The 24,325-nt window shown below is 55.9% G+C and carries 20 protein-coding genes; 15 read left to right on the plus strand and 5 right to left on the minus strand.

Annotated elements, in window-relative coordinates; genetic code table 11:
* Positions 1-28: 28 nt before the first annotated feature.
* Both IT895_RS14280 and IT895_RS14285 read right to left on the minus strand, forming a co-directional pair.
* Positions 29-955: an ABC transporter substrate-binding protein gene (locus IT895_RS14280; RefSeq protein ID WP_199283872.1), complete on the minus strand. Its 927-nt coding sequence runs from the start codon at positions 953-955 to the stop codon at positions 29-31.
* Between the two features lie 136 nt (positions 956-1,091).
* The gene (locus tag IT895_RS14285) at positions 1,092-2,000 is read right to left on the minus strand and encodes a LysR family transcriptional regulator (RefSeq protein ID WP_199283873.1); all 909 of its coding nucleotides are present in this window, start codon (positions 1,998-2,000) and stop codon (positions 1,092-1,094) included.
* 144 nt (positions 2,001-2,144) lie between these two features.
* Between IT895_RS14285 and IT895_RS14290 the strand changes: the two genes are divergently transcribed.
* From IT895_RS14290 to IT895_RS14310, 5 genes are all read left to right on the plus strand, one after another.
* On the plus strand, positions 2,145-3,278 hold the full coding sequence (locus IT895_RS14290) for a 4-oxalomesaconate tautomerase (protein WP_199283874.1): 1,134 nt from the start codon (positions 2,145-2,147) through the stop codon (positions 3,276-3,278).
* A 65-nt stretch (positions 3,279-3,343) separates the two neighbouring features.
* Positions 3,344-4,462: a Bug family tripartite tricarboxylate transporter substrate binding protein gene (locus tag IT895_RS14295; protein WP_199283875.1), complete on the plus strand. Its 1,119-nt coding sequence runs from the start codon at positions 3,344-3,346 to the stop codon at positions 4,460-4,462.
* Positions 4,463-4,539: 77 nt separating this feature from the next.
* Positions 4,540-6,486 carry a tripartite tricarboxylate transporter permease gene (locus tag IT895_RS14300; RefSeq protein ID WP_199283876.1) on the plus strand — a complete coding sequence of 649 codons (1,947 nt, stop codon included), beginning with the start codon at positions 4,540-4,542 and terminating at the stop codon, positions 6,484-6,486.
* Between the two features lie 391 nt (positions 6,487-6,877).
* Positions 6,878-7,957, plus strand: coding sequence for a porin (locus IT895_RS14305; protein WP_199283877.1), 1,080 nt, complete (start codon positions 6,878-6,880; stop codon positions 7,955-7,957).
* A 124-nt stretch (positions 7,958-8,081) separates the two neighbouring features.
* Complete coding sequence (locus tag IT895_RS14310; RefSeq protein WP_233337265.1) at positions 8,082-8,831, plus strand: sulfite exporter TauE/SafE family protein; 750 nt, start codon at positions 8,082-8,084, stop codon at positions 8,829-8,831.
* A gap of 92 nt (positions 8,832-8,923) precedes the next feature.
* On the opposite strand, the gene IT895_RS14315 is transcribed toward IT895_RS14310, so the two are convergent.
* Positions 8,924-10,912 carry a ligand-gated channel protein gene (locus IT895_RS14315; RefSeq protein WP_066319594.1) on the minus strand — a complete coding sequence of 663 codons (1,989 nt, stop codon included), beginning with the start codon at positions 10,910-10,912 and terminating at the stop codon, positions 8,924-8,926.
* Positions 10,913-11,117: 205 nt separating this feature from the next.
* Between IT895_RS14315 and IT895_RS14320 the strand changes: the two genes are divergently transcribed.
* From IT895_RS14320 to IT895_RS14340, 5 genes are all read left to right on the plus strand, one after another.
* Positions 11,118-12,032 carry a LysR family transcriptional regulator gene (locus IT895_RS14320; protein WP_199283878.1) on the plus strand — a complete coding sequence of 305 codons (915 nt, stop codon included), beginning with the start codon at positions 11,118-11,120 and terminating at the stop codon, positions 12,030-12,032.
* A gap of 75 nt (positions 12,033-12,107) precedes the next feature.
* Complete coding sequence (locus IT895_RS14325; RefSeq protein ID WP_085917253.1) at positions 12,108-12,986, plus strand: AEC family transporter; 879 nt, start codon at positions 12,108-12,110, stop codon at positions 12,984-12,986.
* 87 nt (positions 12,987-13,073) lie between these two features.
* Positions 13,074-14,234 (plus strand): PQQ-dependent sugar dehydrogenase, encoded by a 1,161-nt coding sequence (locus IT895_RS14330; RefSeq protein ID WP_199283879.1) that lies wholly within the window; start codon positions 13,074-13,076, stop codon positions 14,232-14,234.
* Between the two features lie 41 nt (positions 14,235-14,275).
* Positions 14,276-15,721, plus strand: coding sequence for a sensor histidine kinase (locus IT895_RS14335; RefSeq protein WP_085917251.1), 1,446 nt, complete (start codon positions 14,276-14,278; stop codon positions 15,719-15,721).
* 5 nt (positions 15,722-15,726) lie between these two features.
* Positions 15,727-17,133: a sigma-54-dependent transcriptional regulator gene (locus IT895_RS14340; protein WP_199283880.1), complete on the plus strand. Its 1,407-nt coding sequence runs from the start codon at positions 15,727-15,729 to the stop codon at positions 17,131-17,133.
* Positions 17,134-17,262: 129 nt separating this feature from the next.
* Here IT895_RS14340 and IT895_RS14345 read toward each other — a convergent pair whose 3' ends face one another.
* Complete coding sequence (locus IT895_RS14345) at positions 17,263-17,694, minus strand: hypothetical protein (protein WP_199283881.1); 432 nt, start codon at positions 17,692-17,694, stop codon at positions 17,263-17,265.
* A gap of 517 nt (positions 17,695-18,211) precedes the next feature.
* On the opposite strand from IT895_RS14345, the gene IT895_RS14350 reads away from it, so the two are divergent.
* From IT895_RS14350 to IT895_RS14370, 5 genes are all read left to right on the plus strand, one after another.
* Positions 18,212-19,411, plus strand: coding sequence for a quaternary amine ABC transporter ATP-binding protein (locus tag IT895_RS14350; protein WP_085917248.1), 1,200 nt, complete (start codon positions 18,212-18,214; stop codon positions 19,409-19,411).
* A gap of 2 nt (positions 19,412-19,413) precedes the next feature.
* Positions 19,414-20,244, plus strand: a complete 831-nt coding sequence (locus IT895_RS14355) for an ABC transporter permease (protein ID WP_199283882.1) — start codon at positions 19,414-19,416, stop codon at positions 20,242-20,244.
* Positions 20,245-20,393: 149 nt separating this feature from the next.
* Positions 20,394-21,266 carry a glycine betaine ABC transporter substrate-binding protein gene (locus IT895_RS14360; RefSeq protein ID WP_199283883.1) on the plus strand — a complete coding sequence of 291 codons (873 nt, stop codon included), beginning with the start codon at positions 20,394-20,396 and terminating at the stop codon, positions 21,264-21,266.
* 144 nt (positions 21,267-21,410) lie between these two features.
* Positions 21,411-21,833, plus strand: coding sequence for a universal stress protein (locus IT895_RS14365; RefSeq protein ID WP_085917245.1), 423 nt, complete (start codon positions 21,411-21,413; stop codon positions 21,831-21,833).
* A gap of 38 nt (positions 21,834-21,871) precedes the next feature.
* Positions 21,872-23,515: a BCCT family transporter gene (locus IT895_RS14370; protein WP_199283884.1), complete on the plus strand. Its 1,644-nt coding sequence runs from the start codon at positions 21,872-21,874 to the stop codon at positions 23,513-23,515.
* 84 nt (positions 23,516-23,599) lie between these two features.
* On the opposite strand, the gene IT895_RS14375 is transcribed toward IT895_RS14370, so the two are convergent.
* A complete protein-coding gene (locus tag IT895_RS14375; protein WP_085917243.1) occupies positions 23,600-24,325 on the minus strand; it encodes a 3'-5' exonuclease in 726 nt (241 codons plus the stop codon).

Raw genomic sequence — 24,325 nt, forward strand, 5'->3', positions numbered from 1 at the left:
GTTCGTTGACGGGCGACGCGAAGCGGCATCACGGCAACAAGGCAGCTTCAATGTCGTCAAGGATCGCCTGGGCCGCCAGTGGGCCGTTGGCGCTCGACCATAGCTGGCCATTCACCGGCACGACCTGGTCGCGCTGTACCACGTCCAGCCGCGTAAAGGCGCTGCTTTGCTTGGCAGCTTCCAACGCTTCCCGTCCGTCTTTATTCAGCGTGGCCAAAAACAGCCAGTCGCCATCTACCCGGGAGAGGTTTTCAAGGCTCAGCACATCGCTGTGCACGCCCCGCTCGCCCACCAGCCCGGCGTCTTCCACCGTCAGGCCCACTTGATCAAGCAGCCCGGCGGCAAACAGGTTTTTCGACATGACCATCGGCCCGCCCGGCATCCAGCGCACCACAAAGGCCCTGCCGCCGACGCCCGCGTTTTCCAGAGCGCTCGCTAATTCCGCGGCGCGCTGGTCAACGGCGCTGATGGCGTCTTCGATGGCGTCCTGGCGATTCAGGGCGTTGCCGTACAGGCGCGCTTCGGCTTTCCAGTTATCCGGAGCAATCGGCTGAGTGGGCGGCACCACGGTGGGGGCAATGCGCGAAAGCAGCTGATACTGCTCTTCAGTGAGCCGAGCGGGCGCCAGGATCAAATCCGGGCGCTGCTCAAGCACGGCCTCAATGTTGATTTCGCGCACCACCCCCATGATGGCGGGTCGCTCATCGCCCAAATGCGCTTCCACATACTCGGCGACGTTATCACCGCCGCGGGTAGTCACCGCGCCCAGGGGCGTGACACCTGCGGCAAGCGAGGCATCCAGCGCGCCTTCATAGAGCGTGACCACGTGTTCCGGCGTGCCCGTCACGTCCACCTCCCCAAAGGCGGTGTCGAGCGTGCGCGCCTGGGCGGCGCTCACCAATAACCCACTGAGTAGTAGTCCCACCATGCCATTGCGCAACGCTGCAGCCCCCATAAGATATCCTCGCTGTTGAATCGGGCAAAAATAGTAACGATTATCAGAAGCACTTGCACCCACATTACAGCGAATACCATGTTCCACATTACGCAACGCCTACCCGGCGGGCAGTGCCGTTAAGACCATCGATCGTTCAGGGGGACATGGAACTTCCCCAGTGTTCGAGCAGCATGTCGATAAACAGCTGGGCGGTGCTGGATAAACTGTGTGAATTACTTCTCACCAGACCGATAGTGCGCTGAATACTAGGCTCGGGGAGTTCACGTGAGCAAAGCGTGTCATGGTCAGGGCCAGGCATTGTCATCTTGGGAAGAATGGCTACTCCAAGACCCGATTCAACAAGTCCAAGCGAAGTGGAAAGATGCTGGACTTCGTAAAAGCTATTCAGACGGATGCCCTCTGCTGAGAGGGTGTTGTCCAACAGCATCCGATTGCCACTGTCTCGACTCACAGTAATCAACCTGACCTGTTCGAGGTCTGCCCAGGCGATATGGCCTTTATCTGCCAGAGGATGATCGTAACGCAGCGCCAGAACAAAGGGATCACGTATTAGTGGTGTGAAAGAAACTTCCGGACTCTGGGCACTGAACATGTTGATGCCGAAGTCGGCCTCGCCACTGGTCACCTTTTCCAAACCTTCCTTGGCGCTCACATCGAGGATCCTGATGCGGATCCCTGGCCATGCCTCGCTGAACCCGCGAATCACACTAGGTAGAAAATAGAAGGCTGCGGTGGGGATACAGGCAATGGTGACCGTGCCCTTCTGGTGCGTTGCCAATTCACGAATCCCCAGAATCGACGATTCGTACTCCTCGATCATGCGTCTCGCTCGGGGAAGGAAGTCCGTGCCGATGGGGGTCAGCCGCGTCCGCCGGGTGGTGCGTTCCAGCAGCTCGACCTCCAGGAGTTCCTCGAGCTTCTGGATGCGGCGAGAAAGTGCTGGCTGAGAGAGATGCAGACGTTGCGCAGCCTCGTGAAAGGAGCCCAGCTCTGCGACCTGGATAAAGGCTTGCAGATCAAGAAATTCTAGTCGATGTTGCATATCCTAACTCTTGCATGGAGTAGTGAAGATTAATAAAAATAGCACATTAATGTGATTATCACATTGATACCCACGCTTATTTGCATTTGAAGCATCAAAAGCTCCCTGACATGCTCATATCACCACTTTGAAACGCGATATGGCATGACAATGATGAACAGCATTCCCTGCATGATCATGCGCGGCGGCACCTCAAGAGGCCCCGTCCTGCGAATGAGAGACCTTCCCGACAGCCAGGAAGCGCAAGCCGAAATCCTTCTGAATCTCATGGGATCTGGCCACGCTCTCCAGATAGATGGCATCGGAGGAGGGGATCCGCTGACCAGCAAGGTAGCCATTGTGGAGCACTCCTCTCATCCACAAGCGGATGTCGATTACCTGTTCGCGCAGGTCGATGTGCTCAACCGGCGCGTCGACTTCAACCCGAATTGCGGCAACATGCTTTCCGCTGTGGGACCTTATGCACTTGAGACAGGACTGGTGGAGCCTCAGGAAGGGACCACCATCGTGCGCGTTCGCAACCTCAATACCCAGAGGCTGATCGAGTGTCGCGTGCCGACACCAGGGCGCCAAGTTTCCTACGAGGGTGATACGACCATCAGTGGCGTTCCGGGGCATGCCGCCGGCATTCAGCTTAGTTTCCTGGATATCATTGGCACCAAGACGGGCGCGCTGCTGCCGACCGGGAATGCCATCGACACGATAGAGGGTATCGAAGTCACCTGCCTCGATGCCGCCACTCCCATCATGATGATCAACGCGGCCGACCTGGGCCTCAGCGGCCGGGAGACCGCGTCGGAGTTAGACGCTCATCCGGCCATGCTCGAGCGACTGGAGATGATTCGTCGCCAGGCCGGGCTGCGAATGGGGCTGGGGGATGTGAGTCAGAGTGTCCTGCCCAAGCCCGTGTTGGTGACGGCAGCGTCCGACGGCACCAATACTTTATGCACTCGCTACTTCGTGCCTCACCGCTGTCATAAGGCGATTGCTGTTACGGGCGCCATTGCAGTGGCCACGGCCATCAGTGTTCCTGGCACCGTGGCCAACCGAATCGCGGTTCGGGCGGGGAAACTGGAGGCTGGCGGTCAACTGTCACAGGTAAGTTTGGAACATCCCTCTGGCTTCATTGACCTGGATGTCGAGCACCGCAACGGAAATCCCGTCGACATTGCCCGCGTTTCCCTCATTCGCACCGCCAGAAAAATCATGAGTGGGACCATTTTCTATTCACTTCCCTCTGCCCCCAGTCAGGATATGCTGACATCAAGAGCCAGCTAAATCCTCATATCTGCTGGGATAACATTCATCAACCATGACAACTACAACACACCAGGAGTAACGCCATGCTAATCAACAAGACTGCAACTTCCTTCTTTTCGCTCGGACGGATCAATAAAGCCGTATTGCTTGGGATTACGATCTCTGGAATGACCCTGATGACGTCTGCGCAGGCTCAAGATACCGAGGTACCCGGTAACATCAAATGGACCATCCCATTTGGGGTCGGCGGCGGTACGGATGTATGGGCGCGCTTCTTCTCCCCCTGGCTCAGCGAGTCTCTGCCAGGAGAGCCGACCATCATGATCGATAACGTGCCCGGCGGCGGTTCGATCAACGGTGCCAACCTGTTCGCCATGCGTGCCAAGTCGGATGGTAGTGACTGGTTAGGCACCTCGGCCTCGACCCAATATCCGGCCATGCTCAACGACACTCGTGTTCGCTATGACTACAGTGATTGGGCGCCCATTCTGGCCACACCGACGGGCGGGGTAGTCTATGCCCAACCCAGCCTCGGTGAGTCCGCCGATACGGCGCTAGACGCCCTCCTGGAACAGCCGGTCAAATTGGCGGCGCAGAATCCCACTGGCGTGGAGCTTCCGGTCTTGATCGCTCTGGACATGCTGGGCGCCGACGTTCAGGCCGTGTTCGGCATGCGCAGCCGAGGCGAGGGCCGCCTGGCGTTCGAACGTGGTGAAGCCGATATCGACTTTCAAACCACTTCCGCTTATCTGAGCAACGTTGAGCCATTGGTAGAGGCTGGCAAGGCAGTGCCGCTATTTTCGCTTGGGGTGCTGAACGACGAAGGGAAGATCGTCCGTGATCCGGCTTTCCCCGAGCTGCCTACCTTCAATGAGGTCTACCAGACTCGGCATGGTGAGGCACCGACGGGCAGTGCGTTTGATGCGTTCCGCAAATTCTTTGCCTCCGGCTATGCCTTGCAGAAGCTGATCATGGTGCCGAAGGACACCCCGCAGGCCCTGGTCGACACCTATCGCCAGGCGGCTCGCGACTTCGTGGACACCGATGCATTCAAGGAGGAGGCCGCTGCTCAGTTGGGGCCATACACGCCGGTTATTGGCGATGTCGTCCAGCGTCACCTTGATGAGGCTATGTCCATCGATGACGCCACTCGCGACTGGCTGGCCGACTGGCTGAAGTCGGAGCACGGCGCCAAGATCTAACGCGCAGTGGGATGTGCCGGTCCAAGGGGCCGGCAGCCTCGCCTCCTCCTGACCAAACAATATAAGAGCCATACGCCATGCTCGATATTTTTCTCTCCAGCCTGGGACAGCTCTTCACCCTGTCTCATCTGCTCTTCATGGTGCTGGGCGTGCTGGTCGGCCTCGTCGTCGGCATCATTCCCGGCCTCGGGGGCATTGCCGGCATGTCGCTGCTGCTGCCCTTCCTCTATGGCATGGAGCCGACCGTGGCCCTTGGCATGCTGATGGGCCTGGTTGCCGTAATTCCTACCGGCGATACCTTTGCCTCGGTGCTGTTGGGCATACCCGGTTCCAGCGCTTCCCAGGCAACCGTCATCGATGGCTTCTCACTGGCCAAGCGCGGGCAGGCGGCACGCGCACTATCCAGCGCCTTCCTGTCCTCGATGATCGGAGGCATCATCGGTGCCGTCGTACTGACAGGTTTTATCCTGATCGCCCGTCCGCTGGTGCTATCGTTCTCTTCTTCCGAGCTCTTCATGCTGACCCTGCTCGGCCTGTCGATGGTGGCGGTGCTCTCCGGTCGCGACCTCTTCAAAGGACTGGCTGCCTGTGGTCTGGGCCTGTTGGTAGGTGCCATCGGCATGGCGCCAGCCACCGGCGAGTTCCGCATGAATTTCGGACTCGACTATCTCTACGATGGCCTGCCGTTGGTCGTGGTGGGGCTCGGGATCTTCGCCCTCCCGGAGATTATCGATCTGCTGGTCAAACGCGGAAGCATCGCCGAAGAACCTTGCAAGCTGGGTGAAGGCTGGCGGAAAGGCATCAGCGATGTCCGTGAACAACGTGGCCTCGTCGCGCGCTGTGCGGCTATCGGCAGCCTGATTGGCACTATCCCTGGTCTGGCGGGCTCGGTGGTCGACTGGCTTACCTATGGCCACGCGGTGCAAAGTGCCAAGGACAAGTCTGAATTCGGCAAGGGGGATATCCGCGGGGTGATCGCCCCCGAATCCGCCAACAATGCCTGCGCCTGCGGCGCCATGGTCCCGACCCTGCTGTTTGGCGTGCCCGGCTCGGGCACGGCCGCGGTGTTCCTGGGTGGACTATTATTGCTTGGGTTGCAGCCCGGTGTTGGCATGATCGAGACTCATCTTGATCTGACCTATACCATCATCTGGTCGCTGGCCCTGGCCAATATCCTGGGGGCCGCGCTCTGTTTGGTACTGGCACGCCCGGTGGCCAGCCTCACACGGGTCCCCTTCGCCACGCTGGCACCTTTGATCACGGTGCTGATCATGTTCGCCGCCTTTCAGGCCACGCGTTCCTCGGGTGACCTGCTCGCCCTGGGAGCAGTCGGCGTCTTGGGCGTTCTGTTCAAGCAGGCGAATTGGTCGCGCCCTGCCTTCCTGATTGGTTTCGTCCTGGCGCCAGGCGCAGAGGGGTACTTCTATCAGGCGGTGCAGTTCCAGGGTACAGACGCCTTCATGCGCCCCGGCGTGGTGATCATTGGTGCTCTGATCCTCAGCGCCATGTTCATTCCCATGATCACTGCCGCGTGGCGCAAGCGCCGGGAAGCCGTCTCCGTGGGCGCGGCTGTCACCCCAAAGGCCGCCCCTACCCTGGGCGTCATCGATGTGGTGCTCTTCGCTGCACTGTTGGGCACCGCGGTCATCGCCTGGGTGGATATAGTCGACCTGACCTTGATTGGTGGCATCATGCCGCGGCTGGCCATCGCAATATTGGCCCTTTCCTGTCTGGCGGAGATCATTCGCTGCATTATTCTCCGGTCCCGCTGGGAGCACCAGGCTATTGGCCTGCAGGGCCTCTGGCTGGTGGGCTTCTTTGCCTTGGTAGGCGCCATGTTGCTGCTGGGCTTTATCACTGTGGCGACGCTGTTCTGCTTCGTTTTTCTGCTCACCATTGCGCGACTCAAGCCTTGGGTGGCAGCTGTCATGGCAATGGGGGTCACCGCTTTTCTGGTTGGCATGGCCGAGTTCCTGACTCTGACCTACCCGAGCGGATTGATCGATCCCTGGCTGTTTGGATGAATCAGTCATGACATGAACGCCCACCGCGGGCCGACGACTATCAGCGACATCGGCCCGCGCAAAGAAAGGAGACAATGTGATCGGAGTTGTTTAACAGGGCTGCTCCACAACACCAACATAAAACATAGGAAAAATCGTTTATTTCACATGTCATTAACAACAATCAATCCATATCCTTATGACTCCTAACTTTTAATAACTAGCAACGATTGCACCTAGTTAATATTTAAAAACCTAAATAACCAAAGCCGCTGAGACAGCAGCCTTGGGAGGGAGGAGTGCGTTTAAATTTCAACCACCAATAGCATGGAGGTGCTTACATAAAAATACTTTGCCGATAGATATAACCAGCTAAAAACCTTTAATTCATGTAATAATTGAGGCACAAGATATGACTAAAAACATCAGAAAAACAATTTCTATTTTTGCTACAAGCATTATGGGCATAAGTATGGCCAATGCAGATCCGATTAAAGAGATTGATTTCAACCCTTATGGGCAAATCAACTTGGGGTACATGCATGGTGATACTGGGCTCGGCTCAGAGGGCTACATCGTAAACAATAACAATAGCTCAAGCAGGGTGGGAGCTAATTTAAGTGGGGATCTAGAGAGTCACAATATTACGGTTGGCGCGCATGTTGAACTTGGCTATGTGCAAAATCCTTCAAGTGCAGTGAGCCCTGAGAATAAAAATATCAGCGGAGAATTTAAGGATCGTCACCTTAATGTGTTTTTGGAAGGAGCGGCAGGCCGTTTCTCACTTGGTCAGGGTAATGGCGCAGCAAATGGGAACATTGAAGCCGATTTGTCTGGAACTAATGTCGTCTCTTTCGCCAATCTTCCTCTCGTTGGTGGGGGGTTGCCATTTGTTAATAAAGAATCCATGGAAGAAGTTACTCTTAAAAGCTCTGTCAGTAATCAAGATTTTGAGAGTAGGTATTCTAGATTGAGATATGACGCTCCTTCATTGGGCCCCGTTGACTTGTCTGTCAGCCAAGGGACTAAGAGTAACTCTGATGTCACTGAGTTTGGTGGACGCGTCTCTTTTCCTCTGGCTGGGCAGGTTGTCGCTAGGCTAGGCTATTCAACGAAAGATGTGGGTGAAGCCTCTGGAGATGTAGAAACCATTGGCGGGTCAATCTCGTGGCTGCACACAAGCGGCTTCAATCTGACGGGAGCTTATTCACATCGCACTGACGACAACGTCGCTTCACCAGACTCGGCGTTTTATTGGGCGAAAGTGGGCTATAGGTTCAATGAAGAGCATGCGATTGATGCGCACTATGCAGAAACAATGGATCTAAGGTTAAAAGGGGATAACGCAGAGACTATTGGTGCCGGATATGTTTATAAGCCAGCTCAATGGCTTGACATTTATGCGGGTTATAGGCAGCACTCTTTATCTGGCGTTGGTGCCGACTACAGCAATGTTAATGTCGCTATCTTGGGATCACGCATAAAATTCTAGGGGCTTAGTGCCTGTTTTGATCGTTTGTTGCGGCCTTTTATAGGCCGCTTTTTTGTGGTGCGTCAATAGTTAAGAAGGTCGACGTCTGCTAAGTTATCGAGCTGATATCTTTTGTGGAGAGAGCTTGCTGGAACATTTACTCAATGGCCTCCCCCCTTTCATGGGAGGACTACTCATAGGCACATCCTTCCTAACCTCCCTGCTCACCGCCTGCCTGGGTGCCGGTGGCGGAGTAATGCTTCTGGGCGTCATGGCCCAGATCATCCCACCGCAGGCGATTATCCCCCTTCACGGCATGGTGCAACTAGGGTCAAATGCCAATCGGGCGGCCATGCTCATTCGCCATATTGATCGGCCATTGATCCTCACCTTTTTACCCGGTGCTGCGGTCGGCGCACTACTGGGCAGCTTGGTACTGATTTCGCTGACGCCCACCCTTTTCTATTTAAGTATTGCGGGCTTTATTCTTTATCTGTGCTGGGGCCCGTCACTCCCCAGAATCGTCATGGGCCGGAGAGGAACCCTCCTGATGGGTGCCCTCACAACGTTTTTGACGCTCTTTGTCGGGGCGACCGGCCCGTTGATCGGTGCCTATCTCAAGCAGCTCTATCATCAACGCTTCACGATCGTCGCGACGCTGGCGGCGGTCATGAGCTTGCAGCACGTCATTAAAATCGCGGTCTTTCAGCAGGCGGGTTTTTCCCTTGTCCCCTGGCTGCCGCTAGCGGCCGCCATGATCACAAGCGGTGCCATCGGCACCTGGGCGGGATTGCGCATTTTGAAGCACATGCCGGAACGCCATTTCGCCCCTATCTTCAATTGGGTTCTGACACTGCTGGCCATTCGCCTGGTTTGGCAGGCGATGACCGGTTAACCCTCGACGCCATGCACAAAGCGGGGAACCACTTTATATCGTGGCTCCCCGCTTTGCTTATGGCGTTAGCACTGTGATTATCTCACCAACAGTTAGAAGGCCACGTTCAACCCCAGCCAAACCCGGCGGCCGTCTTCGACGTAGCCGTACTCATCGTAGTCGATGTCTTCGTCGAACAGGTTGTAGATCCCGGCGTTCACCTTGGTATTGTCGGTCAGCTGGTAGCCGATCCCCGTATCCACAAAGGTATAAGACGGGGCCACCGTTGCATCCTGTGACGGCCCGGTGTTGGGCTGGGTCTCCTCACCGCGATAAGTCACCTTCGTCCACTGGCTGAGCTTAGCCGAGGCTTGCCAATTCAGCGTGGCCGACACTTGGTGACGCGGTAGCTGAGTTAACGGCTCGCCTGCATATTCACCGCTTTTTTGCTCGCTATCGGTAAAAGTGTAACTGGCTATTAGCTCAACGGTATCAGTTAACGGCGCCGCCACAGTCGCCTCTACGCCCTGAGTCACCGCTTCATCGACATTGACGCGTGTATTTGTATTTAGGTTGCCATTTTCGTCTCTATCATACTGCGTCGCTACCGGGCACTCTGTGGCTGATAAGCCTACGGATGTGCACGGCAACCGTGTAATCTTGTCTTCAAAATCATTATGGAACACCGTGAAGCTGCCGCTAAGGCCATTCTCACTCGCGTACAGCAGACCGATCTCTTTGTTGAGTGAGGTTTCCGGCTCAAGATCGGGATTCCCATAGGTCGTGCCCCCGCGACTAATCGCCCCCCAATCGGAGGTTATTTCGCGTAGGTTGGGCGAGCGAAAGCCGGTAGAGACACCGCCTTTCAGGGTCCACTCCGGGGTCATGTTCCACACGCTGTAGAGCCGTGGACTCAGGTGGCTGCCGTAGTTTTCATCGTCGTCCATGCGCAAGCCGCCGGTCAGCGCAACATCGTGGGTCAGCATCCATTCGTCTTCGACAAACAGCGCCCACTGACGTTGCTCAATCGTCCTACGGTCGGAAATCTGATTGGTGGTGCCATCGTCAAGCGACTCTTCTTCATAGCTTGCACCCACCGTTAGCATATGCATGCCCAGCGGCACCACCGCACTAGTTTTCGCTGTGGTGTTGGTGATTTCGATATCTCGCGACGTATTTTCACTACGTTCACGCTGCACAAAGGTTTCACTGGTGCCCCACTCAAAACGCCCGTCATGCGTCAACGCTACGTGCTCATTAGTGTAATCGTTGAAGCTGTCTTCACAGCCACCGCGGCAGCCATCCGACGGAGCTGAATTGCCCATCAGTGAGGTGCGATCCTGCTCGGTGATGCCTGCCTCGGCAGTAAAGTCATGGTTGTCACTCGCGGCCAGACTCAAGCGCGCGGTGACGCTTTGCAGGTTTTTCTCCTCATAGCCGTTAACAATATTGTCCTCGTCACGTTGCGAGGTGCGCCCAAACAGCTGCAGGCCCAGACGGTCTTCGATCAGCGGCCCGCTCAGGTAGACGTTAGCCTGGCGGCTATCGCCGGAATCGTTATCTTCCTGTAGCACTGTGTCGAGCTGCACATTGCCGTGCCAGGTATCAGCTACCTTGCGGGTAATCACATTGATAACCCCGCCAATGGCGTCGGAGCCATAAAGCGTCGACATCGGCCCACGAACCACTTCAATGCGCTCGATCGCTTGCAGTGGTGGCAGCCAGTCCTGCTCGAACCCGGCGCTGCCGTTGGGGCGAGACTCGCGTGAGTTCTGCGGGCGGCCATCCACCAGGATCAATGTGTATTGCGCGGGCATGCCCCGCATGGTGATATCTTTTCCGTTATCGCCTGCCCCGCCGCCGGTCACGATCACCCCAGGTACATCGCGTAGGGCATCGGTGACGTTTTGATAGTGGCCGTCCTCCAGCTGTTCACGGCTTAACACGCTGATAGAAGCTGGCGCATTAACGACCTGCTGTTCAAAACCTGACGCCGTAACGACCATGTTGTCCAGCGACTCGGCTTCCTGGGCGAGTAGTGGTGGTGTTACCAAACCGGCAATGGCTGTGGTCAGATATGTTCTGTATAAATGCTTCGGCATGCGGGGTCCCCAGTGGCGTGCTATTTAATCAATTAACGAAAAATAAAAACTAATAAGAACCATTAGCATCTGAATTCTTGCACAATTTAGCCCCTCTCGGGGTGGAACAGCATGTTCAAATAACCGCAACACAAATCGCAATAATTTTTATTCGTTTAAAATACTGGCACAATACGCCCGTTTCCCCCGTTTCTGCGGTGTACCCATGCATGATTTCGACGAACTAAAGGCCTTTGCAGAGGTAATGGAATCCGGCAGCCTAACGCGCAGCGCGCGCAAGTTGGGGTTGGCCAAATCCACTCTGAGCCGGCGTATCAGCCATCTGGAAGCGCGCCTGGAACAACCGCTGCTGCGTCGCCAGGCCAATCGGCTGCTGCCTACCGAGGCCGGGCTTGTCTTCCATCGTTATTGCCAGGACATGCTGAAACTGGCGGCAAGCAGCCATGAAGCACTGGCAGAGCTGCGTGAAGATATCAGCGGGACGGTCACCCTGGAGGTTCACAGCGCGCTGGCAAGAGGCTGGATGGGTCAGGTCCTGGACACCTTCATGGCCCGCTACCCTAAAATCGAGCTAACGATGCGTACCCGGGAAGCACCGCCCAGTTCGCTCAATAGCCACTGTGTCCACGTCTGCCTCGGGCCGGTGCCGGAAAATGGCCTCCACCAGGAGCTCCTGGGTCGTCTGACACGAGGCCTCTATGCCAGTCCTTCGTACCTCAGCCAGCAACCATTGCTTGAACACCCTCGCGATCTCGCCGACCACCCCTGGATCGACCTGCTGAGCACGACTCCGGATGGCTTGCTGTTGCATCATGAAAGCCTCGGCAATTACCACTTTTATCCGCCCCGCTCACGTTTGCGGGTGGATATGACAGCACTTCACCTGGATGCCATCGCCCACGGCAAGGGGATCGGCCTGCTGCCTCACTGGCTGGCCGACAAACGCGAGGCCCACCATCCCGGTGAACTGACGCCCTGCCTGCCCAATTGGCAGCCAGCGCCGCTGCCTATCACGCTGCTCTACGCCTATGGCTACCAGCCCAGGCGCGTAAAGGCGCTGCTGGCATTTTTGCGCCAGACACTGCCCCGCCAATGGCAGCACAACGAGGCCGCGGCTTAGGTTTTGCTTTAACGACTTGCCAGTTAGTCCGCTACCTATTCACAATAGTCGGCCATTCATTGCCAAGGACGCGCCATGCTGGCGGAACTATTTGCGGTAATGGCCCCTGTGCTGGCGGGCGCTGGCCTGGGGTTTACCTGGGTACGACTGGGCCACCCCTATCCGGTCGATTTTGTGACCCGACTGGTTTTCAATATCGGGACCCCCTCGCTGGTGCTTGCATCGCTCGCCGGGGCGGAAATAGATGCCAGTACCTTTGGCCGCACCATGCTCTCAACCGCGCTGGTCATCATCTGCATGGCCGGGGCAACGTTTTTTGTCGCCAAATTATTGCGCCGCGACTGGCGTGTATTGTTGTCCCCCATGATGTACCCCAATACCGGCAACATGGGGCTACCGGTAGTGCTTTACGCCTTTGGCAGTGCCGGTTTTGTGTACGGTATTACCGTGATGGTCACGGTGTCCCTGTTTCAATTTACCGTGGGTACCATGCTGGCCAGCCGGGGGAATCCGCTTAAATCACTCGCCAAGACGCCAACGGTCTACGCGATCGCCATTGCCATGGCGCTATTGCTGACGGACTCCGAACTGCCGCTCTGGTTGGCGAACAGCGTGGATTTGATGTCGGGCTTTACCGTGCCGCTGATGCTGATCACCCTTGGCGTGTCACTGGCCAGCATTAAGGTCAAAAACCTACGTTCGGGCCTCGGTTTCAGTCTGGTCCGCATTCCGCTCGCCGCAACGGCAGCCTGGCTGATTGCCGACCTGATGGGGCTTCCCCCATTGGCCCAGGGGATTTTGGTGCTGCAAATGAGCATGCCGGTCGCGGTATTTAACTACCTGTTTGCCCAACGTTCTCAGCGTGAACCCGCCTATGTGGCAAGCCTGGTGTTTTGTTCCACCCTGCTGGCATTGATTTATCTCCCGCTGTTACTCATCTGGCTGATGCCGTGAGCTGAGGACGTCAACAGGGAACCTCTCGGCCCCAAAAGCGTCTCTGCTAAACGCGCCTAATATCTGCCACCTTTTGGGAGAGCCCCAATGCGCCGCTTATCTGCCTATGTATTCCGTCAGCGCTGGTTGACCGCTGTTCTTTTTGGGTTATTCGCCAGTGCCCCTGTCAGCGCCGCCGAAATGATTGAGGAACGCGTTGAGACTGACCAATTGGCTTTTTCGATCGAAAAGGTCGCCGGTGGTCTAGAAAACCCGTGGTCGGTAGCCGTACTCCCGGACGGTCGTTTTCTGGTCAGCGAGCGGTCGGGACAACTTAATGTCATTGATGCCGACGGTGGCGAACCACGTGCCCTCGATGGATTACCCGAGGTAAGCCAGCGCGGCCAGGGTGGCCTGCTGGATATTGCTCTGCATCCACAATTTGGCGATGACGATCACGATTGGATCTACTTCACCTGGAGCGAACCCGCAGAGGGCGGCAGTCGCAGCGCGCTTTCCCGTGTCAAGTGGCAAGGTGATCAGCTCGGTGATGTCGAACATCTGTTTGCTCAAGATCGCGCTTCCTCACCAGGGCGCCATTACGGCTCACGCATTGCCTGGCTGCCGGACGGCACCCTGCTGATGAGCATTGGCGATCGCGGTCAAGAGCCGACCCGTGCCCAGGCTGATGACGATCACGCAGGCTCTACACTGCGCCTGACCGACACCGGCGACGCACCCGACGACAACCCCTTTGTGGGCGATGCGTCCACGCTTGATGAAATTTACACCCAGGGCAACCGCAACATTCAAGGCATGGTGGTCCGACAGGATGGCGAGGCCTGGGCCACGGAACATGGTCCCAGAACCGGCGATGAGCTGAATCGTCTGATGGCGGGTGAAAACTACGGCTGGCCCGAGGTCAGCCGGGGCAATGACTATGCAACCAACGAACCGATCGGCGAAACATCCAAACCCGGTATGGTTGACCCGGTGTACGTATTTGAAGGCCGGTTTGCGCCGTCGGGGCTGGCAGAAGTCACCAGTCGTGCCTTTGGCGATTGGCAAGGCCAGCTATTGGCGGGCGGTCTGAGCAGTGAACAGCTGGTCAGGCTGCATATCGAAGATAATCAAGTCGCTAGCCACGAAATTATTCTTGATGGCGAGATTGGTCGCATCCGCGACGTGCATCAGGGGCCTGACGAGGCTATTTACCTGCTGACAGATGCCGCCAATGGTGGGCTTTATCGCTTACGCCCCGCCGACTAACGGCCAATCACCTATTGACGTTTCATAACCCCGGTTAACGCATGCGTTTACGAAATCTGATCATTCTGACCGTCATCGTCCCGCTATTCATTGTCTTAGTGGTATTCAGCCTGGTGGCGATCAAATCCATGGAAGATAACGTTCGCTCAAAGCTGCAGAATGAAGTCGACATGATCACCCATGCGCTAAGTACAACGCTTGGCTACGCCGTTGCCCGGGAAAGTGACGCGTCGCTTGAGGAAGCCCTGGAGGCCGCTTTCTCTTTTCATCGCATCTACGGGGCCTATGTGTTCGATACCGATGGACGGGAAGTCTACGGCCTGGGGCTCGGCCGCGAGTTGTTTAGCCGCGAGGAGATCCAGCAGGTGATCGCGGACGACGAACTTTACGGTGACTACCGACAGTTTGAAGGCTGGACCTACTACTCGGCCCTCAAGCCCCTGCGCACACCCGATGGTGAGATAAGTGGCGTACTGCAGGTCAACCGTTTAAATACCGGCATCGAAAACTATACCGGGTTTCTCAGCATCGTGGCCGGTCTGGTCTTTGTGTTCGGTGCCGCGGGCATTGTGCTGAGTATCTGGTGGGGTTTTCGTCAGTATATCGAACGGCCCTTGAATCGTTTGCTGATGGTCATGCAGCGCGTCGAGGAAGGTGATCGTAGTCAGCGCGCCAACATTGAAGGGCCAGCGGAGTACCGTCGGCTGGCGTCAGGGCTTAACGGCATGCTGGATGCCATGGCCGAGAAAGATCACGACATCGAAGATCGACAACAGCGCGAAATCGAGCTCGAAAAACGACTGCGTAAATCGAAGAAACTTGCCGAGTTGGGCGTCCTGGCGGCAGGCGTTGCTCATGAAATCGGCGCACCACTGACCGTGATCAACGGTCAGGCCCAGCGGCTGGCTCGGCGTGACGTCATCGGCGACGACGAGCGTGCCCGGTTGAGCCGTATTCGTGGCGAGGTGGAGCGGATCGTCGAGATTGTCCGTCAGTTGATGGAACTGGGCCGCCAGCATAACGTTGAAAAAGACCAACAGCCCCTCGACGAATTGATGCACAATGCCAGCGCCCTCGTGGAAGACGAACTGGAGCCGCGCGGGGTGCATCTGGAAACCCACCTGCCCCGCCCAACGCCCACATTGCTGGCCAACGGGCAGCAAATTATTCAGGTAATTACCAACCTGTTGCGCAATGCGGCCCAGGCCAAAGGCGTTCGCCACATCCGTGTCCGTGCCGAGCAGCAGCAACACGAACTTCATTTATGGGTTGAGGATGACGGCCCTGGTATCCCCACCTCACACCATCAGCAAGTATTTGATCCTTTCTTTACCACTAAACCCGTTGGCCAGGGCAGCGGGTTAGGCCTTTCGATGGTACACCGAATTATCAATGACCATGGCGGCACAATCGGCGTATTCAACAGCCCCTTAGGCGGCGCCGGTTTTGAAATCACGCTGCCTCTTTACGACACCACACCTGCATGAGGGCCATGTCTGTGAAGCATCCGGAACATTTTTTACCTTTGTTGGTAGTGGAAGATGACAGCGCCATACGCGAGCTGCTGGAAGAAGAGCTACAGGACGCGGGTTACACTACCCACGGCGTTTCCAGCGCCGAGGATGCCCTCGCCCTGCTAAGCCATACGGCTGTATCCCTGATTATCACCGATGTCCGCCTGCCCGGTATGAGCGGCATTCAATTGCTTCAACAGCTACGTCACCAGGGCAGTGAGCTGGGCATTATTGTGATTACGGCCTTTGGAACTATCGATCAGGCCGTTGAAGCGCTCAAGCTCGGGGCCGACGATTTCCTGACCAAGCCGCTGGATCTTGACGCCGTACGTGAATCGGTATTTCGCGTGCTGGAACGCCAGCGCCTGGCGGTGTCCCACGCCACTGATACTAGCCATTTTCACGGCATCGTGGGCCAAAGCGACGCGATGCGGGCGCTTTTTAATGATGCCTCACGCTTGGCAAAAAGCGATGCCCCCATCCTACTGCTGGGAGAAAGCGGCACCGGCAAGGAACTTTTGGCCCAGGCGATTCACCAGGAAAGCTGGCGTCACGATGCGCCTTTTGTGGCGGTCAATTGCGCCAGCATTCCCGCTGAACTGATGGAAAGTGAGTTTTTTGGTCACGTTAAAGGGGCCTTTACCGGTGCCAACGAGGCGCGACAGGGCCTGTTTCACAGTGCTCAGGGAGGCAGTCTCTTCCTGGATGAAATCGGTGAAATGCCGATCAATCTCCAGGCAAAACTGCTCCGCGCGCTGCAGGAAAAAACCGTCCGCCCCGTTGGCGGCGAGCGCGAAGAACCGGTCGATGTACGGATCATTGCCGCCACACACCGGCATCTGGAAAAGGAAATCGAGCAGGCCAACTTTCGAAGCGATCTATTCTACCGGTTGGAAACCTTCTCGTTACGCATTCCCCCTCTGCGGGAACGTGGTCCCGACATTGAACATCTGGTATTCACGCTGATCGACAAGCATGCCGATGCGCAGCAAAAACAGATTGAGCAAATCGAACCCAATGCGCTCCATTGCCTGCTCCACTACCCTTACCCAGGTAACGTACGCGAGCTTGAAAATGCGATTATGCGCGCCGTTACGCTCAGTGAAGATGGCACGCTACACCATCAGCATCTGCCTGAACGACTGCGCGAACACATCTCTCAGGATGCAGCCCAGACGACCGCGACGGTTACCGGTGAAGTGCTACCCACACCCAGAATGCCAACGGCAACAGCGGCTCCCTGGCCCAGCCTGGAAGAAGTGGAGAAGCGTTATATCCGCAAGGTATTGGAAGCGACAGGCGGCAACAAACGACGCACCGCAGAAGTGCTGGGCATCGCCCGCCGCACCCTTTACCGTCGCCTGGAAGATAGCGAAGAGTCCTGAATAACAACAGACAGCTAAAAAAAACCCCCGCGGGCGCGGGGGCTGAAAGGATGATAAACCGTGAAGACAACCGCAGGGAACAAACAGTTGGACGGTTTACCATCGTAGGGACCTGATAACTAAACTGGTTTACTGACTGCTGCTATCCTCTTCCTCGCTATCCGTGTTTTCTGACTGACCTTCTTCATCATTATCACTGCTTGCTGAACCAGTCGCTGACAGATCGCTTGCATCTTCGCCGTCACCTGGCATGGGATCCGTACCATCGCCAAAGCCTGGCTCTTCATTAGTCGACTCGCCTCCCGCTCCCGACTCACTTTCCATTCCTGCTTCGCTATCCATCGCCGGATCATTTTCGGTTGATTCCTGCTCAGACACGAATTGATCATCCTGGATGGAAGCTTCATCAGCCACTTCGCTATTTTGCTGATCCTGGGTTGTTTCCTCTGGCACTGCTGTGCCATCTGCCTCTTCTTCCTGACCGCAGCCTGCCAGTAACACGCCGCTCAAAAGCAAAGCTGTCAGGACACTTGACTGGCCATTAAAACGATAAAATTTCACGCGCTTACTCCATTCAGCTTGGGACGTTACTGCCTTGTGACGTCGACGTCGGCATTGAGCAACAAGTTCACAGACAGCAATGTTCAATCTACACCTGTGCCGGCTGCTTACTGCTCATGCGTTTACGTTGCGTTTAATTAAACGTTTACCACTCGTTTAGTTTTTGAATAATGTCTAGATTGATCAAGTTTAGAGAATGAATTACAGATTTTATGCCAAGATTACCCTATAAAAACAAAATATATAAAAATCAATTACTTAATATTTAAAATGATATATTTTTCCAGTCTGATTAATCGCTGAGCGGTGGGTAAAAAATGACACATGAGACACTATGCAGCCGCTCAAGACGAGGCGTTGTGACACACCCAAAGCACTTATGTATAATAATTGGTAATCCTTTAGTACTTCATCCCCTATTTCTACTTATGGGTGAGGGTGTTCGCTGGCCTTATGGGTCATTTTTTGTGCCCAAACAGGCATCAACACCTAGCCCAGTTAACAAAAGGCATCGCCGATGGACGAGACACGAAACGTCAAAATTCAGGTGCGAGGCGTAAGCAAGGTCTTTGGTAAAAACCCAAAAAGCGCGCTTAAGCTTCGCGATCAGGGTTTAAAACGCCCTGAAATTCTTGAAAAGACAGGCCAAACACTGGGGCTTTCCGACATCTCTTTCGATGTTTATGAAGGCGAGCTACTGGTCATCATGGGGCTTTCAGGGTCGGGCAAATCCACCCTGATTCGCTGCCTTAACCGGCTCATCGACACCAGCGAAGGGGACATTGTCATCGACGATGAACACATCCCTACGCTGAGCGAGAAAGCGTTGCTCGAGTGCCGTCGTCGGCACTTTTCAATGGTGTTCCAGAATTTTGCCCTCTTCCCCCACAAAACGGTGCTGCAAAACGCTCAGTTTGGCTTGGAAATCCGCGGCATCGCCCCCGCCGAACGCGATCAAAAGGCGCGCGAGTCACTCACCCAGGTAGGCCTGGATGGCTGGGAAGATGCGTATCCCAACCAGCTATCCGGCGGTATGCAGCAGCGGGTTGGTCTTGCCCGGGCACTGGCAAACGATGCCAGCGTCCTGTTGATGGACGAAGCCTTCTCGGCGCTGGACCCCTTGATTCGTAAGGATATGCAGCAGGAACTCCTGCAGTTGCAGTCCAGAATGCAAAAAACCACCGTCTTCATTACTCACGACCTGGACGAGGCGCTGAATATCGGCGACCGCATCGTGCTGCTGAAGGACGGTGAAGTTGTGCAGATCGGCACTCCTGAAGACATCCTGACCAAGCCGGCCGACGACTATGTGCGCCGCTTTATCGAAGGTGTAGACCGCTCGCGCATCCTGACGGCCGAGAGTGCCATGCGCCCGGTGCGCACGACCGCCCGGGAAAGCGATGGACCTCGCACCGCATTACACCGCATGCGTGAAAACAGCGTCGACTCGATTTACGTGACCGACAGGGACCGTAAACTGCTCGGGCTTCTAGAAGCCGAGGAGGCAAGCCGCGCTATCGAGGCAGGTGCCGATACCATTACCGATTACTTGACCCAGGACTTTCGAAAAGTCACCACTGACGAACCGCTTCATAACCTGTTCGCCATGTTCAACGACAAGAGCTTCCCAATCGCCGTCATAGACGAACAGCAACGGCTGCTCGGCGTCGTGGTGAAAGGGGCAGTACTCGATGAACTCGCTCGGGCAGGAGAATAATTATGGATATTCCAAGCATTCCGTTAGGTTACTGGATTGAAAGCAGCCTGACCTGGCTGACCAGCGAATACTCGCTGATCACACGCGCCATTTCTCGCGTTACGCAAACCGGTATCGGCGGCCTCAATGATGGCCTTATGTGGCTCCCACCATGGGCATTACTGGCCATTATCGCGCTGCTGTGCTGGAAAGCCGCATCACCTCGCCTCGCCATCGGCGCGGCCGCTGGGATGGCCTTGATATGGAACCTGGGTCTCTGGGATCCAATGATCGAAACCTTGACGCTGGTGGTGATTGCCACGCTGGTGGCCGTGGTCATGGCGATTCCGGTTGGCATTGCCGCCGCGCTATCCCAACGCCTGTACCGTGTCATCATGCCAATCCTCGATTTCATGCAGACAATGCCGGCGTTTGTTTACTTGATTCCGGCCATCCCGTTTTTCGGGATCGGTTCAGTCTCGGCCATCTTTGCTACCGTGATTTTCTCGATGCCACCAGCGATTCGCTTCACCACCCTCGGCATTCGCCAGGTGCCAGTGGAGCTGATTGAGGCCGCCGACGCCTACGGGGCAACTCGCAGCCAGAAGCTTTTCAAAGTACAGCTACCGTTGTCACTTCCAACCGTCATGGCCGGTATTAACCAAACGATCATGCTGGCGCTCTCCATGGTGGTCATTGCCGCCATGATCGGTGCGGACGGTTTGGGCAGCGAAGTATGGCGTGCCATCCAGCGCCTACGTCCGGGTGACGGCTTTGAAGCCGGTATTGCGGTTGTTATTCTCGCCATGGTGCTTGATCGCTTGACCCAATCGTTCAGTAAGGCGCGCCGTTAAAAGCGCCTACTGGCCTTTTACGACACCGGCGTTAAGCTGGTAGGACTTGCACAGCATGGGATACATGCCCATGCTGTGAGTGATACGAAGTAACCACGACGTTGTCTGAGGTAGCTAATTACTACCTCTCCATCTAAGGGAGCAAGTGAATGAAAACTCGTATGTTGAATCGCCGTATCCGTCTCGCCTCTTTGGCACTCATCTCAGGCGCTGGCCTTGCCGCTGGTGGCATGGTTCAGGCTCAGGATAAAGGCACTATCAACCTGGCTTATGTCGAGTGGTCGTCTGAAGTCGCGTCAACCAACGTGGTACGCGCTGTACTTGAGCAAGAAGGCTACGACGTCGAGATGACGTCTCTCTCGGCGGCTGCCATGTTCCAGGCACTGTCTACCGGGGATGCCGACGCTATTGTGGCTGCCTGGTTGCCTTCGACCCATGAGAACTATATGGAACGCGTTGGCGACAACGTTGAAGACCTCGGTCAAAACCTGGATGGCACCAAGCTGGGCCTGGTGGTTCCTGAGTACACCGATGTCGATTCCATCGCTGAACTGAACGACAACGCCGATGACTTTAACGGCGAGATTATCGGTATTGATCCTGGTGCGGGCCTGATGTCCCTCACCGAAGAGGTTGTGGATACCTATGATCTTGATCTTCAATTGCGCAGCGGCAGCGGTGCCACCATGACCGCCGCACTTGCAAGCGCTATTGAAAACGAGGAAGACATCGTCGTGACGGGCTGGACACCGCACTGGATGTTCGCCCGCTTTGACGTGAAATACCTGGAAGACCCGGAAAACGTCTATGGTGGCGCCGAGCAGATTCACACTGTCGTGCGCGATGGCCTGAAAGACGACATGCCGGAAGCCTATGCCATTCTCGATGCTTTCGAGTGGACACCTGAACAGATGGGCGAGGTCATGCTCATGAATCAGGAAGAAGACAGCAACCCATACGAAAATGCCAAACAGTGGGTTGAAGATAACCAGGACGTAGTAGAGGAATGGATTAACAACTAATTCCTTGCCTGGTAGATAGAAGAGATGAACTGGTGCGTACCTTGCGCACCAGTTCAGTTGTTTACATCTCGTCTAAACCATAGCGATGACCGGCATATATTTGACTAATGTTGATCATTACAAAAGTATAGTGAGGAGATTGCCGTGTTTAAGAACATTATGGTGCCCGTGGATCTTGCCCACCTGGAAACGCTGGAGCCCGCTTTAAGCGTTGTCGCGGACATGGCCAAACAGTACGACGCGAAAATTACCTACGTCGGCGTTACGGCCAACACCCCTACCAGCATCGCCCGCACACCCCAAGAGTACGAACAAAAGCTGGACGCCTTCGCTCAGGACCGCCATAAGGTTCATGGGCAGCCCGTCAGCATCAAGGTCTATAGCTCGACCGACCCGGTTGCCAATGTTGACGACTTGTTGGTGAAAGCGATCGATGAAACGGGCGCGGATCTGGTCATGATGGCGACCCATTTGCCACGCCATCTGGATATTGTCATGCCCTCTCATGGCGGCAAGGTAGCCACACACACCGACGCATCCGTCTTCCTGCTTCGCCCGAGCAAATAAAGCGACGTATTGTTGTAAATAAATAAGGGAGCAACTTTGTGGATAACAAATCGCAAGACCAATCGCCAGATGAGAACGCTCCTTCGGAAGGGATTCCTGCTCCGGAGGGGCCAGCCAACCTGATCGATACCGATTACGTTATCGGCCAGGACAACATCACGACCAAAACGATGGGGGTTAACCTTGACCTGCACGGCAAGGTTTTCACCATTTCTTCCATCGTCGTACTGCTTTTCGTCATACTCACGTTGGCCCTTCAAGACACCATCGCGCCAATTTATGACTCAGTCTTCAGCTTCCTGACAGGCAATCTCGCCTGGTTCTTTATCCTGGCGGCCAACATATTCGTCATCCTGTGTATCGGCCTGATCATTTCCCCATTAGGCAAAATCCGGATTGGCGGTGCCAATGCCAAACCTGATTTTACCTATATGGGCTGGTTCTCGATGCTGTTTGCCGCTGGCATGGGCATTGGTCTGATGTTCTACGGCGTCAATGAGCCATTGACCCACTTTGGCACGTCTTTTGACGGTGGCAGTTGGGCACCGCTGGGCGGTGCCGAAGGCGACGAAGCAGGCGCAGCCGCCTTGGGCATGGCAGCGACGATTTTCCACTGGGGCCTCCACCCATGGGCGATCTACGCCGTGGTAGCATTGTCCCTTGCGCTGTTTGCGTTCAATAAAGGGCTTCCGCTGTCCATGCGCTCGGTATTTTACCCCCTTCTGGGCGAACGCGTATGGGGCTGGCCGGGTCACCTTATCGATATTCTGGCCGTGTTTGCCACACTGTTTGGCCTGACTACCTCGCTAGGCCTGGGCGCCACGCAGGCCGCCGCCGGTTTGACCTACCTGTTTGGTGCACCTGAATCCGATATCACCATGATTCTGCTGATTATCGGTATCACGATCATCGCGATCGGCTCGATACTGGCCGGTGTAGATAAAGGTGTACAGCTGCTATCCAAGATCAACATCGCCATGGCCGCCGCCTTGCTGTTCTTCGTCATTGCGGTCGGACCGACGCTGCTGATTGCCACAGGCTTCTTTGAAAACCTGCTTAACTACGTGGTGCACCTGCCTGCACTGTCTAATCCGTTTGGCCGCGAAGATGCCAACTTCAGCCAAGGCTGGACGGCCTTCTACTGGGCATGGTGGATTTCCTGGTCGCCGTACGTCGGCATGTTCATCGCCCGCGTATCGCGGGGCCGTACCGTGCGCGAATTCATGGTATCAGTCCTCCTCGTGCCTTCCATCGTGTCAGTCCTGTGGATGACCACCTTTGGCGGTACGGCGATCAACCAATACCTCAGCCAGGGCATTGACGCCGTTCGCGATGCAGGTATCGATCTGCAGCTGTTCATCATGCTGGAGCAACTGCCGCTGTCGCAGATCACGTCGTTCGTGGCCATTGTGCTGGTCATCGTGTTCTTCGTGACCTCGTCCGATTCAGGCTCGCTGGTGATTGACTCAATTACCGCTGGCGGCAAGGTCGATGCTCCCAAACCGCAACGCGTGTTCTGGGCGATTATCGAAGGCGCCCTCGCCATTGCGCTGTTACTGGGTGGTGGCCTGACCGCGCTGCAGACCATGGCCGTCTCGACCGGCTTCCCGTTCACGATCATCCTGCTGGTGGCCTGCTATGCCATTATCAAAGGGTTGATGAGCGAGCCAAAAGCCGTCTAAAAGATCCTTGCATCAAACTTGAACGGGCAGCCTTGGGCTGCCCGTTTTTTTATGCTCAGAAAGATGTTGGTGACGCTTGGGGAATCAAGTCCAGAGCGCCCTCAAGGGCGTGCTGGGCTCATAGTGCGTTGCAATCTGTGCCTGCAACAGCTCCGCTGTCGCCATGGCATCAATCAGCGCATGATGGCCTTGGTAACTCGGCAACCCGTAGCGACGGCGGCTGGCATCAAGACGAATAGAGACCGGCGGGCGCCCCAACCAACGACGAAAACGCGCCCATAGCTTCTGGCGGTGAAGCCTCGCCTCGAGCGACATCGTATCAATCATCGGAAACATGACGCCCTCACCTCGCCGTGACTTGATCGCCGCATCCAAAAAGGGGCGTTCAATATGGCGAAAGTGCACCACCACGATCCGCCCTGCCAAGGCTTCCAGCAGGGGATCGATAATCGCATCCAGATCCGGGGCATTGGCTATCTCGGAGTGGGTGATGTGGTGGAAGGTAATTGAGGCTTCATTAAGCGGGCGCGGCGGTTTCACCACCCAGTAGCGACGCTCGGCAAGCTTGATGCGCCCTAACGTAAACGGCACCAGCCCGATACTCACAATGGCATGGCGACGCTCATCTAGCCCCGTCGTTTCCATGTCCAGTGCGACCATCGGCACCTCGGCAATGGGTGTATCGAGGCTCGGAGGTGGCGTCTCGAAAAAACGCCGAATGGCCGGATCCTGCGCCAGCGGTGCACGTTTTTGCGTATATAGCGCCCAGTCTGCCTGGGTGATTTTCCGGCGCGGGCGAATCAACGTCAT

Origin of the sequence: Halomonas sp. A40-4 (genome assembly GCF_015767635.1) — a bacterium.
Classification (GTDB): Bacteria; Pseudomonadota; Gammaproteobacteria; order Pseudomonadales; family Halomonadaceae; genus Vreelandella; species Vreelandella janggokensis.